This is a genomic window from Magnetococcus marinus MC-1, from assembly GCF_000014865.1.
In the GTDB taxonomy this organism is placed as follows: domain Bacteria; phylum Pseudomonadota; class Magnetococcia; order Magnetococcales; family Magnetococcaceae; genus Magnetococcus; species Magnetococcus marinus.
Map to the genome: position 1 here is coordinate 4,339,098 of NC_008576.1, position 17,824 is coordinate 4,356,921.

Annotated in this window: 12 protein-coding genes; 3 read left to right on the forward strand and 9 right to left on the reverse strand. The window is 54.6% G+C overall.

Annotation, left to right across the window (positions count from 1 at the left end):
• Nucleotides 1-85 precede the first annotated feature (85 nt).
• From MMC1_RS17810 to MMC1_RS22000, 7 genes are all read right to left on the reverse strand, one after another.
• Nucleotides 86-2,578, reverse strand: coding sequence for a caspase family protein (locus MMC1_RS17810; protein ID WP_011715018.1), 2,493 nt, complete (start codon nucleotides 2,576-2,578; stop codon nucleotides 86-88).
• Nucleotides 2,579-2,686: 108 nt separating this feature from the next.
• Complete coding sequence (locus MMC1_RS17815; protein ID WP_011715019.1) at nucleotides 2,687-3,652, reverse strand: autotransporter outer membrane beta-barrel domain-containing protein; 966 nt, start codon at nucleotides 3,650-3,652, stop codon at nucleotides 2,687-2,689.
• Nucleotides 3,653-4,284: 632 nt separating this feature from the next.
• The gene (tkt, locus tag MMC1_RS17820; protein ID WP_011715020.1) at nucleotides 4,285-6,252 is read right to left on the reverse strand and encodes a transketolase; all 1,968 of its coding nucleotides are present in this window, start codon (nucleotides 6,250-6,252) and stop codon (nucleotides 4,285-4,287) included.
• Between the two features lie 566 nt (nucleotides 6,253-6,818).
• On the reverse strand, nucleotides 6,819-6,968 hold the full coding sequence (locus tag MMC1_RS21995) for a hypothetical protein (RefSeq protein ID WP_160162735.1): 150 nt from the start codon (nucleotides 6,966-6,968) through the stop codon (nucleotides 6,819-6,821).
• A complete protein-coding gene (gene arsS / locus MMC1_RS17825) occupies nucleotides 6,968-7,924 on the reverse strand; it encodes an arsenosugar biosynthesis radical SAM (seleno)protein ArsS (protein WP_011715021.1) in 957 nt (318 codons plus the stop codon). The genes MMC1_RS21995 and arsS overlap by 1 nt, the downstream gene beginning before the upstream one ends.
• Nucleotides 7,925-8,112: 188 nt before the next feature.
• The gene (locus MMC1_RS17830; RefSeq protein ID WP_011715022.1) at nucleotides 8,113-8,961 is read right to left on the reverse strand and encodes an SDR family oxidoreductase; all 849 of its coding nucleotides are present in this window, start codon (nucleotides 8,959-8,961) and stop codon (nucleotides 8,113-8,115) included.
• A 47-nt stretch (nucleotides 8,962-9,008) separates the two neighbouring features.
• Nucleotides 9,009-9,317 (reverse strand): hypothetical protein, encoded by a 309-nt coding sequence (locus tag MMC1_RS22000; protein ID WP_041641419.1) that lies wholly within the window; start codon nucleotides 9,315-9,317, stop codon nucleotides 9,009-9,011.
• Between the two features lie 145 nt (nucleotides 9,318-9,462).
• Between MMC1_RS22000 and MMC1_RS17840 the strand changes: the two genes are divergently transcribed.
• The 3 genes from MMC1_RS17840 to trmFO all read left to right on the forward strand — a co-directional run bounded on the left by MMC1_RS17840 (nucleotide 9,463) and on the right by trmFO (nucleotide 14,724).
• Nucleotides 9,463-11,211 (forward strand): chloride channel protein, encoded by a 1,749-nt coding sequence (locus MMC1_RS17840; protein ID WP_011715023.1) that lies wholly within the window; start codon nucleotides 9,463-9,465, stop codon nucleotides 11,209-11,211.
• A gap of 102 nt (nucleotides 11,212-11,313) precedes the next feature.
• Complete coding sequence (locus MMC1_RS17845) at nucleotides 11,314-13,335, forward strand: ATP-dependent helicase (protein ID WP_011715024.1); 2,022 nt, start codon at nucleotides 11,314-11,316, stop codon at nucleotides 13,333-13,335.
• 69 nt (nucleotides 13,336-13,404) lie between these two features.
• Complete coding sequence (gene trmFO / locus MMC1_RS17850) at nucleotides 13,405-14,724, forward strand: methylenetetrahydrofolate--tRNA-(uracil(54)-C(5))-methyltransferase (FADH(2)-oxidizing) TrmFO (protein WP_011715025.1); 1,320 nt, start codon at nucleotides 13,405-13,407, stop codon at nucleotides 14,722-14,724.
• Nucleotides 14,725-14,786: 62 nt separating this feature from the next.
• On the opposite strand, the gene MMC1_RS17855 is transcribed toward trmFO, so the two are convergent.
• Both MMC1_RS17855 and MMC1_RS17860 read right to left on the reverse strand, forming a co-directional pair.
• The gene (locus MMC1_RS17855; protein WP_011715026.1) at nucleotides 14,787-16,181 is read right to left on the reverse strand and encodes a hypothetical protein; all 1,395 of its coding nucleotides are present in this window, start codon (nucleotides 16,179-16,181) and stop codon (nucleotides 14,787-14,789) included.
• A 382-nt stretch (nucleotides 16,182-16,563) separates the two neighbouring features.
• Nucleotides 16,564-17,709, reverse strand: coding sequence for a M24 family metallopeptidase (locus MMC1_RS17860; protein ID WP_011715027.1), 1,146 nt, complete (start codon nucleotides 17,707-17,709; stop codon nucleotides 16,564-16,566).
• Nucleotides 17,710-17,824 lie beyond the last annotated feature (115 nt).

The following is a 17,824-nucleotide window of genomic DNA, read 5'->3' on the forward strand; positions in this document are numbered from 1 at the left end:
CCTACTAAGTTCTTTCTGTGCCTTCCTGTATGTATTAGCAAGCGCGGCAGGTATGGGGCACACAGCCATCCCTGCCGCGCACGCTTTAGTGGCCGAGGATTATAAAATCTTCACCACGGCTATTGATGACCGGGGTCTGCTCCTCTTCAAGCTCCAGCTTTTCACTGAACTCTGGCACTTGGTCACGCACATAGTGCAAAATCTCCTGCACCATGATGCGCCCATCTTTGGGTGCCCTGTCTGCCTTACCCTTTAATCCCTCCAACAAGGTGTGGGTAAAAACGCCGTGTCCCAGCTCTCGAAGCTCATTGGCCAACTGAGTAACACTGGTGGATGTGGCAATGTGTATACCCGTTGAACGGGATAGGCGGGCAATGGGGCGCTGGGCATCATAGTGAGCGAAGGCGTCCGCTGCGGCCCCAGAGTGGCATGCGTCTATAAACATCACGATATGACGCGCTGGGATAGTACTCAGGTCCTCGTAGATTTGGGACGAGCTAAAACCCTGCTGTTGGATCTGCTCGGCACTGACTTCGCTTAACTCATGGGGAATAAAATACCAGCGATCATCCACCACCTCACCATGTCCGGCAAAGAAGATAAGCACCGTATCTTGCGGAGGAATGGTGGCCAATTTTTCACGCAGCAGGGCACGGATCGCGGCACGGGTGGCGGCGGCATCGTAGAGCTGGTGGGAGACCAGATTGCTATAATGCACATAATCTTGACGGCGAAAAAAGGTGTTAACCCCCTTGGCGTCAGCCACCCCAAAATTCAGGGTTAAGGCATCCAGCGCATATTGGTTAATACCCACCGCCAGCATATGGATGTTGCGGTGTTGATCGGCCTCATCGCGGGCCACCACCTGCAACTCGGCAGGTAGGCTCTCAATACCATCATTGCTCAACGCCACCGCACGCAGGGTATTAAAACCCGGCAGCCAAGGGATGGTATAGGCATATTTGGTGAGCGTCTCGCTGGCCTCCTCGTCGCTGGTTTCCAATACCCGCTGTTTGCTGGGCTCCACCACTTTGCCATTGTGGTAGAGTCGTAGCTCCTGCATGCCACCCCCCTGCTCCACCACCTCGATCACCACCTCGCCTTCGCCTTCAACCGCAGACGACGCTGTAGGACTAAGAAAATTCACTTTGGGGGGGAGGTAGAAGCCCTGCTCAATCTTGGGTAGGTCCGGCTTGTTGACAATCAGCGGACGCCCGGCCATAAGTTTGCCCAACAGCGCCGGTTGGTAGTAGTGCTCTAAAAAGCCATCCAACTTAAACTGTGTATCGTCATCGCCCCATTCAATGGCATCCAGCCGCTCTTCCGCGTTGCCCTCCAGCACGCCATCAAAAAAGCCCTCGGGGCTGACCCCAGCCCAGCCTTTACGCATAGAGACCAAGCGCAACATCTCTTTACCCTGATCTTTATCCCACAGACGCAACATAACATCCTCACCGGCACTAATGAGCATTTTACCCTCATTGAGAGTGGTCACATCATTCACCGACTCCGTATGCGCCGTATAGCTATGCTTGAGCAGGGCACGGGTGCTGTTACCCGAACCGCTCTCCGTGCTAGGGGGGCGAAAACCGCCCGCATTGTTGGGCAACTGCCATAGGTGGATCTGTTTATCCGCAGCAGCGCTAATGAGCTCTGTACCCTTGTTGTTAAATCGTAGTGAGGTGATGGCACCCCGATGTTTATCCACCTCTAATACGGTTTTGACATCACCGGTTTTAAACAGTCGGATCCCCCCTTGGTCATCCCCAATGGCCACCGTCACTTCATCCGGTGAGAGTGCCATGGAGCGTACTGGCTTGCCATCGCCTTGCAGCAAGGCCACCCTTTTTTGGGGCGCTTTAACCCGCCAAGCCGCCACATCGCCATGGGCATTGCCCACCACAAACAGCTTGCCTTCCTCATCAAAGGTCGCAGCGGTGGCTTGGTTAATGCCATGCTCTAGTTGGTCGCTGGCTTGGCCATTTTGCACGTTCCACATACGTAGCAGATCGTGTTTTTGCAAGCTCATCAAAACCCCGCGCTTGTCCACACTCACCGCCAATACGGGCTGGGGATTGTGGTAAAAACGCCGCACAATCTGTTCGGTTTGTAAATTCCATAAAATCATCTGCCCCTGCACATCCCCACTGATCAGATAGTTAGGGCGTTGCAGGGCACTGCGGATGCGTACTTTGGCATCGGTTTCAGTAATACCCACATAGGCTGGTACAAAATAGAGGGTACTTACCCGCTGCTCATGGCCATTGAGCTCCAGCTCGCGTTTACCATTTTTTAGGTTCCAAAGCTGGATGGCCCCGGTATTGGTGGCAGAGGCCAGCCACTGTTCTGTGGACTCTTTCGCCAGCGTGGTCATGGGGGCTGCATAGCGAGAACGAATACGCATCTTCGGATGAAACAGCGTGCGTGCCTGGGTATTGACCGCTCTTTGGATGCTTTTTAAGCCCTGCACCCGTGTATGGGCACGGCGAGCCTCCGCTTGGTTAGGTAGTGTCATGCATAGAACCGTTATGCCCAACAGCCAGAGTAAGCTGTTTCTATATGGGGATCGTCTTGCCATGATTGATACTCCCTATAAAAGATCTCTTTTGCTTATTATGGTACAAAAAACCCCGCTGTAAACAGCGGGGTTTTTTGTAAAATGCGCCGCACTATTTAGAGCGCGTGCTTAGAACTCCATGCGTAAGTTGGCCAAGATGGAGTTTTGCGAAAACTTATTACGGCCCTGTTCGGTGCTGGCGGCGATCTCCGCAAACATGGTGTCAGAAAGATTAAAGCGCCCCCCCACGGTGAAGGATAACCCGCTATTATCATAGGCTGTACCGCCGGATTCATAGGAGAGGTCCCGCTCGATGGTCATGCCCGCATAGGGTTCCCATTTCTCCAGAAAGTAGCCCACTTCCACCGAACCAGAGATTTGCGAAAACGAACGGACGTTGGCGGCTACACCCGTTGCAGCCTCTTGATCTTCTTTGGAAAAGAAGTAAGAGAGACGCCCGCTCACGTCATAGTTACCGGTGTTTTGCACATAGTAGGTTGCATTACCACCAATGAACCAGCGCTCGGTATCAAAGCTAACCCCTGTGCTGCGGTCTTCGTTGACCCAGGAGTAACCCAACTCAGCGTCAAACACCCAGCTATCCCCATAAGCGTAAGCGACGTAGGGGGTGATGGTAAAGCTGTCAATATCGTTGCGGGTGGTGGCGTTGGTAAATTTTTCGTTGACGTTTTCATAGGTCACGGCGGTACCAATGGCCAGATCGTTGTTGAGTTTTTTATCCACCCCCAGCGAAGTAACATACATGGAGGTTTTGGAGTTGGCCGTGTCGTCCTTGCTGTGCACATACTGGGCATCCATCCAGGCGGCCAGACCCTGACCTGTCATATCCCCGGTAGAGAGACCTGTACGTTCACCCTCAAATGCCGCCTGTTGTTGGGCGGGGGGGGTACGTTTGCTCACGGCTTTACCCACGTTACGAGAGACCACCCGCAGCAAATGCTTGACCTCTTCCCGGGGAGAGATGACCTCATCGGTATACTCTTCCTCCTGGAAGGCCACGGCGGGTTGTGTCATCAACAGCAGGCCGGTGGTGGCCAGACTCAGGGTTAACAGGGATAGGTTTGAGCGTTTCATGAGATCCGTTCCTAATGGGTATATGAAGGCAAAGTGCTCTAAACAAAACTTTCGACAATTTAACAAAGATTTAAAAATTTGTCAAAAAGACATTGAAAAAATCACTTTTCTACCTAACCTTTGTCTCTTTTTGTATCAATTGACCTATTTCATGGATTCATTCAGGGTTTCATGATTTCTTTAGGATTATAATGGATTTTTTTACCTATGAAGCTTTTTTCTTATACTGTTTTGATCCAACGCCTCCGTTGTGATCATTTGAGATTAACCTCCAATAAAAACACCACGCTTTATGGTGGCTCAGCAAACCAACAGCATTGCTTGTTATTTTGTGGTGGATAAAAAGGTTCTTTGTTGATGTTTTTTTTTACTGAAGTGGGGCCAACCAGAGGCCCTGCATGAGGGTCGCCCCGTACCATTTGGAGGGCTTACCTACCGAGGGTGATTTCCTAAAGAGGGGGCTTTTTTAGGCATGAGCAGGTTGCCAAGCCTAGGTTAAGCCCATGGCATCCCCCAAACCGATCCGCACGTTAACCCATGGGCAAGGGGGGAGCATGGGTCTTCACCAAACCGCGCCCCACCCATCACTGGTGGAACGGCCCACTGCTCCAGCACCCTTGCCATGCCCTTTTTTAACCCAGCAGCTCCTGGGCCTGGGCCACCACATTTTCCGTGGTAAAGCCGTAAACCTCCATTAAGGTATCACCAGGACCCGAGGCACCAAAGTTATCCAAACCGATAACCTCTCCCTCTAAGCCCACATATTTATACCAGCTCATGGTCGAACCCGCCTCCACCGCCAGACGTGTTGCCACCGCCGCCGGCAAGACCGACTCTTTATAGGCGGCATCCTGGACATCAAAGCGCTCCATACAGGGCATGGAGACCACCCGGACCTGGTGCCCTTTAGCGCTCAACTGCGCCGCCGCCGCCACCGCCAAACTCACCTCACTACCACTGGCCAACAGGATAAGATCGGGCGTGCCTTGGCAATCCACCTTGATATATCCCCCACGCGCTACCCCTTCCATAACCCCTTCACCACCGCCCAACTCGGGCAGCTCCTGACGGGTCAGAATCATTGCCGCAGGGGCCTTGTGGCAGAGGGTCCAGTGCCATGCTGCGCGGGTCTCCTCGCCATCGCACGGACGGAATACATTGAGCCCAGGGATGGCACGCAAACTGGCCACATGCTCCACCGGCTGGTGGGTCGGACCATCCTCCCCCACCCCAATGCTGTCATGGGTCAACACATAGGTCACCGGTAGATGCATAAGGGCAGAGAGACGAATCGCCCCACGCAGATAGTCGGAAAAGACCAAAAAGGTGCCCCCATAGGGGTGAAAGCCCCCATGCAACGCCAATCCGTTGAGTACCGCACCCATGGCGTGCTCCCGCACCCCAAAGTGCAAGGTACGCTCGGGAAAATGCTTCAGGGTGGTGTTGTTGGAGGGACCTAGATCGGCTGAACCCCCAATCAGACCCGGCAGATCCTGGGCAATGGCATTCAGACATTGACCCGAAGTGGAGCGGGTCGCCGCCGATGGTGCAAAGGTTAGCTCATCCAAAGAGCGATCCCAGCCATCGGTCAGCTCACCGGCCAGACGCTCCAACAACAGCTCAGTCTCGGTGGGAAAACGGCTCATATAAATTTCGCGGGTGGCGTTCCACTCCGCTTCGGCCTCAGCCCCGCGCTTAACCATTTGCGCAAAGTGGCTTTGGGCCTCGTCAGGGAGATAAAAACGCGTCTCGGGCCATGCATAAACCTGACGGGTAGCGACCATATCCGCCCCCTTAATGGGGGAACCGTGGGTGGCGGCGGTACCCTGCTTGGGGCTGCCACGACCAATCACCGTCTTAACCCGGATCAGCGAGGGGCGCTCTTCTTCTTGCTGAGCCTGAAGAATCGCCGCCTCAATGGCATCCAGATCCTCACCATCCTCAACCGTGAGCACCTGCCACTCGGCCGCCTCAAAGCGGGTGGTGACATCCTCGGTAAAGGCAATCTCCGTACTGCCCTCGATGGAGATGCCATTATCATCATACAGATAGATTAACTTACCCAGGCAGAGGTTGCCCGCCATAGCCGCCGCTTCATAGGTAATGCCTTCCATTAGGTCGCCATCACCGACAATGCCATAGGTAAAGTGGTCGACAATGGGATGAAACTCCGCGCGGTTGACCTGCTGCGCCAGATGCCGCTCTGCCAAAGCCATCCCCACCCCCATGGCGAACCCCTGACCCAAGGGGCCTGTGGTACACTCCACCCCTGGGGTGTGACCATATTCGGGGTGACCGGGGGTCTTGCTGCCATATTGGCGGAAATTTTTCAGCTCATCCAAGCTCACATCATAACCGCTGGTGTGCAGCAGCGCGTAGAGCAGCGCCGAACCATGCCCTGCCGAGAGGATAAAGCGGTCACGGTCGGGCCAAAGGGGATTTTTGGGGTTATGCCGCATAATCCGCGACCATAACACATAGGCCATAGGCGCTGCCCCCAGTGGCAAACCCGGGTGCCCGGAATTGGCAGCCTCAATGGCATCCACCGACAACATGCGAAGGGTATTAATACAGAGACGATCCAGATCCGACGTGCTCATAATGTAAATTTCCGTAGTTTGGCATGGGGAGAGGGCACAGGGGCCAGGGAGAGCGTGGATCCAACCCAGGGGTGTTCCAATGCTTGTAAACAAGCGCTCATGACCATGCAGCAGGCGAGGTGAGCTCGAAGGGGCAGCATGTAAAAGAGTCCCATGGGCTGGTTTCCGGGAGGCCCTATTAAGCAACAAAATCGACCGAATGACAAGCGCTAACTAACCCTTTACCATGGCTTGCCCCCCCTTAGCTCAACTTGAGCAGCAAACCTACCAATTTGCATATCTTTTTGCCATAAAGGTGTGGGTTAAAACCTCTCCGGTTTCGCCCCATAGGGATCTCTGAACGGGGGGGGGACAGGGGGAGAATCGCACCGGTCATGGCACCGATTATCAACCGCTCTGCACTGTCATAAGCTGGCCCAGCGACCACTCATCGGCGGCATAGTGCCATCTGCACGCCCATCGGGGCCACACCAGCCGCCCCCCAACAGACCCAGCCCACCCCTTATGACGCAGATCCCGAGCACGTCATGACCATCCCTTTACCTTGCAGGCGGCTTCACCTAACCCTATTGGGAGCTTGGTGCCTTTGCCCGGTGGGCTTGGCGCTGCGCCCGCCATTGCCGCAGACGCATCCACAGCAAACCCACCACAAACAGCAGCAAAAAGAGGGCACTGGCCCCAGCAAACAGCACCTGCAACAGGGTAAACATATCCATCAAACCAACGCTCCACCGCACGATGAACCGCACCCGGCCGTGCAGCCCAGGCAGTGCTGTTCAATAACCACCCGGCGACTGCGTAGCGTGGCCACGGTCACCTCGCCCAACCGCGCCCCGCCCGACACACGGGCAGGCAGATCGAGGGCAAGATTAAAATCGCAATCAAACAGCACACCATCCCAGCGCACACTCACCTGATGACGACACATCAAGCCTGCCACGGTGGCTGGGTTAAAGGATGCTTGCAGCAAACCCCAATAAGCTTGCTCCTGGCCCTCCCGGCGCAAGTCGGCGCGAAACCGCCCAATGGGCATATTGGTCAACGTTAAGAGCTGGTCAAAGGTAATGCCATACTGTTGCCACATCGCCTTTTTATAGGCCTCTTCAAGGCTACTTTGGGGCGGCGGCAGGTGGGCACCGCCCGGATTGTAGACCAAGTTTAGGGGAACCCCTCCGGCCACCCCATAACCCAATTGGTTGAGCCGTTGCAGGGCGGCGATGGACGCCTGGTAGACCCCATCGCCCCGCTGTTGATCCACATTTTCCTGCACATAACAGGGCATAGAGCCCACCAGCACCACCCCGTGATCCCGCAACCAGGGGGCCATGGCGTGCCAGTCGGGGTCCCGATGCAGCGTCAGGTTGGTGCGTAGTTGCACCGCCACATCCCTCGCCCGCAGCGCTTGTATAAAGGGCTGAATATGGGCGTTCATTTCTGGCGCACCGCCGGTAATATCCACCTGTTTACAGCCGCTTTGGGTGATCAACGCCAGCACCTGCTGCATCACCGCCCAGCTCATCTGCTCCGTACGCTGGGGAGCAGCCCCCACATGGCAGTGACGGCACTGTAGATTGCAAGTCAAACCCACATTCACCTGAATGAGGCTGAGTGACGCCGCCTCCATAACCGGTGTGCCGGTATGCTGCTGCAAGGCTGTGGCAAATAGATTCATTGCTGCGCTCTTGGTGGTTGGCTGGGGTTAGGGGGTTGCAGAGGTAGCACCTATCCCACTCAAGCAGAGGTTGCTCATCTTGCAGGTTAACCTCCATACCGAAGGCTCATCCCGGTTTAAGTTGGGTGCCTATACCCCGGTTTTCGTGTGCAACCCTGCATTGTGTTGGGTCACAAGCACTGCTGCACTTAGGAGACCCTGATTTGCATCCAATCCAAAAAGGCGGTGGGGGCCACCCGTTTGAGGACGCTAAACAGATAGGTTGGCATGGTAACGGGGTAACGCCGACGGGGCCGGTCACTCTCCAGTGCATGAATCACCCGCTTGAGCACCGCCTCGGGTGGTAGCTTATAGGCTGCATGCTGCTGATCGAGCAAACGGGGAAGCTGCTGGACATAGTGTTCACGATGGGTGCTGTGTTGGGGATCAATCCAACGTTCAAACGCCTGCAACGCATTGGCATTAATGCGGCTGTGAATGGGTCCTGGTTCAATTAAGCTCAGGTAAATGCCACTCCCATGCAGCTCCAAGCGCAGGGTATCACTCAACCCCTCTAACGCAAACTTGGTCGCATTGTAGGCCCCGCGATATTTCAGCGCGGTAAAACCAAGTACCGAGCTGTTTTGAATGATACGCCCATACCCTTGCGCACGCATAATGGGCAAGACCCGCACGGTCAGATCGTGCCAACCAAAGAGATTGGTCTCAAAGGATGCGGTTAAACAGGCTCGACTGAGATCCTCCACCGCGCCGGGCTGGGCATAAGCCCCGTTATTAAAAAGCGCATAGAGCTTACCTTCGGTGCGGTAAAGCACGGCCTCTAGGGCGTTCGCAATGGTGTCAGAATCGGTGAGATCCAGGAGATAGGACTCAAATCCCTCACTCATCAGCCGTTGCACATCGGCCTCTTGGCGAGCGGTGGCAAACACCCGGTAGCCACGCTCACGCAGGCCATGGGCCACACAGGCACCGATACCGCTGGAACAACCTGTAATTAAAACCGATCGCTGGGAGCGTTCCTTTGAGGGCATAGACATAACAGGCTCCTATGGGTAAAAGAGAGCCTGAGTATATCAGAATATGATTATAAAGAGGAGGTTGTTTCACCCTCTTGCAAGCTCCTCAGAATCTCCTGCACCATCGGGTCATCCTGCTCGGGCAGCAGATCCCAGCGGGTTACACGTTGCAGATCCTCTTTAAAGAGCTCCTGCATAAATAGGCGATCCAGGTGCATCTTCATCTCCTGCTGGGTGATAATGGGCAGCGGCGCACGTACAGAGATGCTCTGTGTATCCTGCCTGGGCACGCTCTCCACGGCTTGGCTGCCGCTCGCGCTGGGTGAAGAAGAGGCCAGCAGGCTTGACCCTGACGAAGGTTGCAACTCAATCAACATATTCAGAACTCCTTTTTTGCCTCGCCGGTGTGGTTTCTTGGCAAAATGGCCCTTTAATGGTTGTGGCTCTAGCGGGCCTTACACTACACTCACGGGGAGCTGCTTATCTTATTCATCGGCACCCACACCGGATCGCTTGAGCACAATGCTTACTTATTTAAACCGCCTTGGGGTTAACGAACATATTATCCTCTCTGCCATCGCCATTATCATCGGCGTCATGGTGGGTTATGGGGCCATTTTGTTTCGTACATTGATCGAGGGATTTCAACACCTTTTCTTCGGCAGTAGCGCCGAAGATATGGTACAGGTCATCTCTGGTCTACAGTGGTGGCATGTGATCCTGGCCCCCATGCTGGGTGGGGCTATTGTGGGCCCGTTGGTTCACTTTGTTTTCCCTGGCTCCCGGGGTCATGGTGTGCCCGAGGTGATGGCGGCGGTGGCCTTGCACGGTGCCAAAATGAACCTGAAGGATGGCATCGGCAAAATGTTTGCCTGCTCCATCTCCATCGGCTCCGGTGGCTCCGTAGGCCGGGAGGGTCCCGTGGTGCATCTGGGCGCAACCCTCGCCTCTTGGTTTGGTAAGCAGCTCAACATGTCCACCAAACATATGCGTACCATGGTGGGATGTGGCGCGGCGGCGGGCATTGCGGCCTCCTTTAATGCCCCTATCGCCGGGGTTATGTTTGCCCTGGAGGTGATCTTGGCCGATTATGCCCTTGCCACCTTCTCCCCCATCGTGCTCTCATCGGTGATCGCCACCGTCATTGCCCGTCTGCACTTGGGCGATTTCCCCGCTTTTATCGTACCCCACTACACCCTGGTTTCTGCCTGGGAGATCCCCGCCTACGTGGGGTTGGGGCTGGTATGCGGCTTGACCGGCATTCTGTTTATGCACACCCTGTTTAAAGCCGAGGATGTCATCGGCAAAATCGCCGTTCCCCGCTGGATCAAACCCATGTTTGGCGGCATGCTGTTGGGACTTATTGCCCTCCAGTTTCCGCAGATCATGGGCGTTGGCTACGACACCATGAACAAAGCCTTGTTGGAACAGATGATCGGCCCAACCATGTTGATGCTGGTGTTCGTCAAAATTCTCGCTACCTCCCTGACCCTGGGTAGCGGCTTCTCGGGGGGGGTGTTCACCCCCAGTCTGTTTTTGGGCGCGATGGTGGGAGGGGCTTTTGGCACCTATGCCCACGCCCTCTTTCCAGCCATCTCCGCCGGTCCAGGTGCCTACACCCTGGTGGGCATGGGTGCCATGGCCGCCGCCGTCTTGGGCGCACCCATCGCCTCTATTTTGATCCTGTTTGAACTGACCGGTGACTACCGTATCATGCTGGCATTAATGGTGGCCTCCATCGTGGCTACCCTGCTTATTAACCAAGTCTATCGCGATTCGGTCTACACCAAAGCCTTACGTACTAAAAATATTGATCTCTGGTCCGGACGAGAATCGGGACTGCTGCGCCATATTCCCGTGAGCGCCATCATGAAACGCACCTTCGAAATGATCCCCGACAGCATGAATATTCGCGATCTTAAAGAGAAAATACATCGCACGCAGGAGGAGAATTTTCTGGTGGTCAATGAGCAAGGCGATCTAAAAGGTATTGTCTCCTTTCAGGATATCCGTGGGGTGGCCTTTGAGCAGGGGTTAGAGGATTTGGTGCTGGTGCGCGATATTGCCACCCGTGAATTGATCACCGTTACCCCCAGCGATAACCTTTATGATGCCTTCCGCCGCATGGGGTCGGGCAATGTGGAACAGTTACCTGTGGTGAGTGAGGATAACCGCTCGCAGGTGCTGGGCATTATCACCAACCATGATGTCATCCAAGCCTACAACCAAGCCCTGCTGGAGCGTGAAGCCGAACGGGAACTCAACCGCTAATCGCCCACCTTGCCCTAGCCTATCCATAAACACAAAGGGCGGCTGCCCGCCAGCGTGGGCAACCCCCTTTCACACCTTCCGCCACCGCGAGTCTGTTCAGCCATGGATCATCCCACACTGCATCATCTCAACGCCCCCCAGCGGCAAGCCGTTACCACCCTGGACGGCCCCCTCATGGTCTTGGCCGGGGCAGGATCGGGCAAAACACGGGTATTGACCCGACGTCTGGCCTGGATTATCCAACAGCAACAGGCCTCCCCTGAAGAGGTGCTGGCGGTGACCTTTACCAATAAGGCCGCCAAAGAGATGCGGAACCGGGTTCAGGCGTTACTGGGTTTGGATGCCCCCGCCCAGGCCCACCGCTTCTGGATTGGTACCTTCCACGGCATGAGCGCCCGCATGCTGCGCCAATACGCCGACCGCCTTGGCTTTGAGCGGGACTTTACCATTCTTGACAGCAGCGACCAGGAGCGCCTATTTAAACGGCTCTGTGAAGAGTTGGGCTTTGCCGATGCCTACTGGACCCCCAAGCGCCTAACCCACACCATTGGACGCTGGAAAGATGATGGCATTCGCCCCCAGGATTTAACCGATCGGGAGATCCGTAAAGCGTGGGAACGGGCGCGTATTCAACAGATGTACGAACGCTACCAGCAAGCACTGCTGCAAAGCAATGCCATGGATTTTGGCGATCTGCTGCTGCACTGTCTGCAATTGTGGCAACAGGAACCGGCCATCTTGGCGGCCTTTCAGCAGCGCTTTCGCTATCTGTTGGTGGATGAGTATCAAGATACCAACCATGTTCAATACCGCTGGATCTGCGCTCTATCAGGGTTGCACCAAAACCTCTGTGTGGTGGGGGATGATGACCAATCCATCTACAGTTGGCGGGGGGCACGTATTGAAAACATTCTCAAGTTTGAAGAGGATTTCCCTCAAACCAAGATTATTCGTTTGGAACAAAACTATCGCTCCAGTGGCAATATCCTTAAAGCCGCCAGCGGCCTGATCAACCACAACAAGGGCCGCATGGAAAAACAGCTCTGGACCGAAGATGCCCAAGGCGATGCCATTCACTTCTACCAAGCGGAGAATGATGAGGATGAGGCACGCTTTGTGGCCTCGGAAATTCTCACCCTCTGCCCCGCTGGGGATTATCAACAGGCGGCTATTCTGGTGCGAACCGCTCGCCAGACCCGCTCCCTGGAAGAGGGTTTGATGCGGGCGGGTATTCCTTATCAGGTGGTGGGGGGGCTGCGCTTTTTGGATCGCGCCGAGGTGCGCGATGCCTTGGCCTATCTGCGGGTGGTGGCCTCTAACCGGGATGATGTGGCCTTTGAGCGGGTTATCAATCTCCCCAAGCGTGGCATTGGCCCAGGTGCCCTGCAATCCCTGCGGGAGATTGCCAGCCAGGAGCGCTGCTCTTTGCTGCATGCGGCCCGCTTTGCGGTCGAGAGCAACACCATGAAGGGGGCTGCGGCCAAGGGTTTGGCAGCTTTTATTCAGCTCATTGAGCACGCTCGCAGCATGCTCGCCGACGATATAACCCCCGCTGAGATGCTCACCAAACTGTTGGCCCTAAGTGGCTACCGGGATTATGTACGGGATCTGGAAAAGGGCAACGACCGTATCGACAACCTGGACGAACTGCGTAATGCCCTGGCCCGCACTGAGAGTTTGCAACTATTTTTGGAAGAGGTTGCCCTTGCCACCGACCTCCAGGATGGCGGACCAGTTGCCAATCGGGTGGTGATCTCCACCCTGCATGCCGCCAAGGGGTTGGAGTTTCCCTGGGTGTTTCTGGTGGGGGTCGAAGAGGATGTTATGCCCCATAAACTGGCCCTCACCGAACAGCCGGAGATCGGCTTAGAGGAGGAGCGGCGCTTGGCCTACGTTGGCATGACCCGCGCCAAACAGCGGCTTTATCTCACCATGGCGCGTCGTCGATGGCTCTTTAATAAACCGGTTATGCCAATTAAGTCCCGTTTTTTAAAGGAGCTTCCTCAAGAAATTTTAGAGGATCGTGGTTTTCGTGTGAGCAGCCGACGCGGTGCCACAGGCAGCTTGGCGGGCCTGCCCGGTGGATCATTGCACCACCAGAAGGTGCGCTTTCCGTTACGTTAAGCCGGTACGAATAGCAGGCTCTGGGGGGCGGGTGGCCCCCCACTACATTGAATGAGGCGTGTAACATCCATGGCTAAAATAACCATCATTGGTGCCGGTTTGGCGGGCTCTGAGGCCGCTTGGCAGCTTGCCCAGCGCAATATTCCGGTACGTCTGTATGAGATGCGCCCCCACACCATGACCCCAGCCCACCAGACCGATCATTGCGGCGAGTTGGTCTGCTCAAACTCCTTGCGCTCCGACGACCACAGCAACAGTGCGGTGGGTCTCTTGCACCAAGAGCTGCGCGGGCTGGATAGCTTAATTATGCGTTGTGCCGACCAACATCGGGTGCCCGCTGGTGGTGCGTTGGCGGTAGACCGCCACGCCTTTTCCGCCGCCATAACCGAGGCCCTTGAGCAGCACCCCCTTATTGAGTTGATCCGTCAGGAGATCGTCACCCCGCCTATGGAAGAGGATGGGTATACCATCATCGCTAGCGGACCCCTCACAGCGGGCGGTCTGGCTCACTGGATTGAAGCACAGGTGGGCAAACGCATGGCCTTTTTTGACGCCATTGCCCCCATCGTCAGCCACGATTCCATTGATTTTAGCAAAGCCTGGAAACAGTCCCGTTATGATAAGGGCGATGGCAACGATTATATTAACTGTGCCATGGATGAGGCTCAATATCACACTTTTGTGCAAGCACTCTTAGAGGGGGAAAAGGTGGCCTATAAGGAATTTGAGGCCAACACACCCTATTTTGATGGGTGCCTACCCATTGAAGTGATGGCGGAACGGGGCGTAGAGACCCTACGGTATGGGCCTATGAAACCGGTTGGGCTGACCAACCCTCACAAAGCGGAAAAATCCTACGCCATTGTGCAGCTGCGCCAGGATAATAAATTGGGCACCCTGTGGAATATGGTGGGGTTTCAGACCAAACTTAGCTGGCCTGCACAGAAGCGCATCTTTGCCACCATTCCCGGTTTGGAGCAGGCTGAATTTGTCCGGTTGGGGGCGCTACACCGTAACACCTTTATTAACAGCCCCACCCTGCTCAGCGAGACCCTGCAACTCAAAACCCAACCCCGCCTGCTGTTTGCCGGACAGATCACCGGCGTCGAGGGTTATGTGGAATCCACCGCCTGCGGCTTAATGGCGGGTCGTATTGTGGCCCATAAGATGCGGGGGGAGGCCGTCAGCATTCCCCCACAGACCACCGCGCTGGGGGCACTCATGCGGCATATTACAGGGGAGGCTGACGCCACCCATTTTCAACCCATGAACGTCAATTTTGGCCTGTTTCCCAACTTTACCGAACGGGTCCCCAAAAAACAGCGTAAAGAGGCCTATGCCCAGCGTGCCTTAACCCATATGCAGCAGTGGTTGCAGGAGAATTCCTAACCGTTGGCGTCGCCACATCCTTAGCCCAAGGTGGAGGTGACCATGCATGGTTGAAGCGCCCTCTAAGAGAGGGCTTTTTGCCTAGATGGCGTAAACAACCTCAAGAAGAAGTAAAAAATCAACGCATAGATTAACATGGTACCAAACATGCCCAGCAATTTGGTCCAGGAGGTTTCAAAACGCCCCAGTGAGGTCCAACTCAGTGCCAGAATAAAAATAATTTTAAAGTAGTAGTCCGAAATATAGCTTTGAATCATGCCCAGCGCGGCACCAAACAGCATGCCAAACGCAAAGATCGGCACCAGCATCAAGGGCATACCAAAATCCACATAGGATTCGGTAATGTAGCTAAAGGAGTGGTTGGTTTTATTACCCTCCCCCCCAGCCACCATTACCCCGGCATACTTACGCACTTTATAGCTTTCAGACAGCAAAACCGGCTTATCTGGGAACAGAAAGCGGGGCATCAAAATATGGCGTATGGCCCCCATCAAGAGTGCTCCATCTTCATGGGGCACCACATCGGGCACCCTTTGAATGACTAAACTGGCATGATAGATATCCCAAATACGGTTGCCAAACGCGGTACCGGTACCCTTTGACTTTGGGCTGTTGCGCCACTTTTCAATAATATCCGCAACCATTGATAGCTTGTCTAGTTGGGTCTCTTGCCCGGTCGCTTGATAGTCTAAAAAGGTGCGCCAGTCTGACTTAATGCCCGTCCATACCGTACCGGCTATGGCCGTAAACAGCAGTAATATAGACAGGTGCAATAAAATACGCTTATGAATATACGAACTTTTTGACCGCACGTACGAATCCAACAGTGCCACAAAAAAGACCATCAGCGAAATACGAAAGTCGGCAAAATAGCCGGTAAAGTTTAACCCCACTTCCAGCCCCACCACCACCCACACCCATCCATATTTTTGCTGATAAATAAAGCCGAACACCACCAAAAACAGTACCCCTATCTTTAGATTAAAAATGGCATAAAGAGGCTGTGTCAACGCCGGAATCATCCAGATAATCGAGAGAATATCTTCTTTAAAATAGAGCAGTATTAAGTTGAAATAGAGTAAAAACCGAAAGGAAATCATGCTGTGCAGCGCCCTGTGGGGTTGCTCGCTTCGCGCCCATCGGGCTGTTACCCGATAACCCTGGTTAATACCGCTGGCCAAAGCCACCATGGATGCCAATCCAATTCCCACAAAGGAGACATAATCCACTTCCATGGGGCGCAGTTGAATGCCAGTAAGGGGGACGTAGAAGATTCCGAAGGTAATTTGCAGCCATTGAAAGGAGACTGAGAGCGGTACCACAATCAGGCCTGGACTATCCCGATAGGGAAGCAATATCCAGATCAAACCCAACACCCACACACTGACCAGCGGCAGAAAACTTTCGCCGATTGCCGTGAAAAAGAGTCCTATGAAAGTCAGGATCAGTAAAAGCAACGAAACCTACTCCAATGCTTAACCACTAGGTAGTTGTTCAGCATAGATAATTTATAGACGGCATAACTCCAACCCTTGGGGGTGGGGGGGGGCAGCCGGACTAGGCGCAAAAAACGCCGCCTCAGCTCAGCCACACGCCACAAAGACGCACCATTGATGCCAACCTCACATTAATACAAGTTCCCGAATCACCAAAAGGCCATCCCCTGCACTCAAGCTGCATGATAAAGACAACAAGGATACACCCAGAGCACGATCACCATGCACCCAAGCTGCATAGAGTCGTCAACAAGTAAGGGCCAACACAATGTAATTTCTGGGACACCCCTAGATTGCTCGCCCATACCGCGGCATAAGGAGAATACCCCTACCATGGGTGGGTTTAGACCTCCAGAATTTTGGGAAATTTGGTCAAATTACGGCAACCACCATTTTCGATCACCACCACATCCTCCAAACGTACCCCACCCCACTCGGGATAGTAGAGTCCCGGTTCAACCGTCACCACATGGCCCGCTTCTAGCACCATATCCCGGCTTGAAATACGGGGAGATTCATGAATCTCCAACCCTAAGCCGTGGCCGGTGCCATGGAAAAAGCCCCGCTGTTTACCATCCTCACCCGGACCAGTGGCAAAGCCCTGTTCAGTGAAATAGTTGGTTATCGCCTCATGCACCGCCTTGCCCGATACCCCCGCGCACAACATGGAAAAAGCGATCTCCTGCCCCTGCCGTACACAAGCCCAAGCTTTTTTGAGCGGCTCTGGTGCCACACCGCGGCAGACCGTGCGGGTCATATCCCCCCAATAGCCGCTCTTTTCGTGACGGGGAAAAACATCCAGAATAATGGGTTGGTGCGCGGGCAAGGGTCCATGCCCTTCCTCATGGGGGTCAGCACCCTGCTGGCCGCCAGACACGATGGTGTGGTGGGGCATCGCCCCCAGTTCAACCAAGGTTGCGTTAATCTTCGCCCGTACCCGCTCCGCCGTAAGCGCTTCGCCTTTATAATAAAGCCCGCCATCCTCATCAATATCCGCCATATGGATAAGATCAATGCCCGCCTGCATACCCTTGCCGGTGATCTCTAATGCCGCCTCAATATAGGCAATCTCATCATCCTGCTTGTGTGCCCTATCTGGCCAAAACGGGCCACTCATGGGGGTCACGCCAACCCCTTCGTGGCGTAAGGTATCGGCAATCGCCAAGGGAAAATCCCATGGCGTAATCACATCCCCCACCGACAGCTTTTTCAAAAAGGCCGCGACCAGATCCCCTTCTCCAGGCACACCATCGGCGTGAATCTCAAAATAAAAATCACGCACGTCGGCCATATCGTGAATCTTATCCACCTTGGCACAGCGCCGCGCCCGATCGATCTCCAAAGCCGAAACCACCATATGGCTGGCCCCTTGGGGACCGCCCTCCTTAACATAAAGAAAGGGGTCCGGTGCAAAAAAGCCGGTGGCATAAAAAAGGTCGGCACAGCTTTCGCTGTCCGCATAGATCAATCGGGCGGGATAAGCATCCATGTGATCACCTGCTAAAAAGAGCAACGTTACCGATCTTTCAACCTTGGCGCAGAGGGTCGCAAAAGTCCAGATGCGCTGCAAGCAACGCGGACTATTTTTCACTTTTTCATGGTAT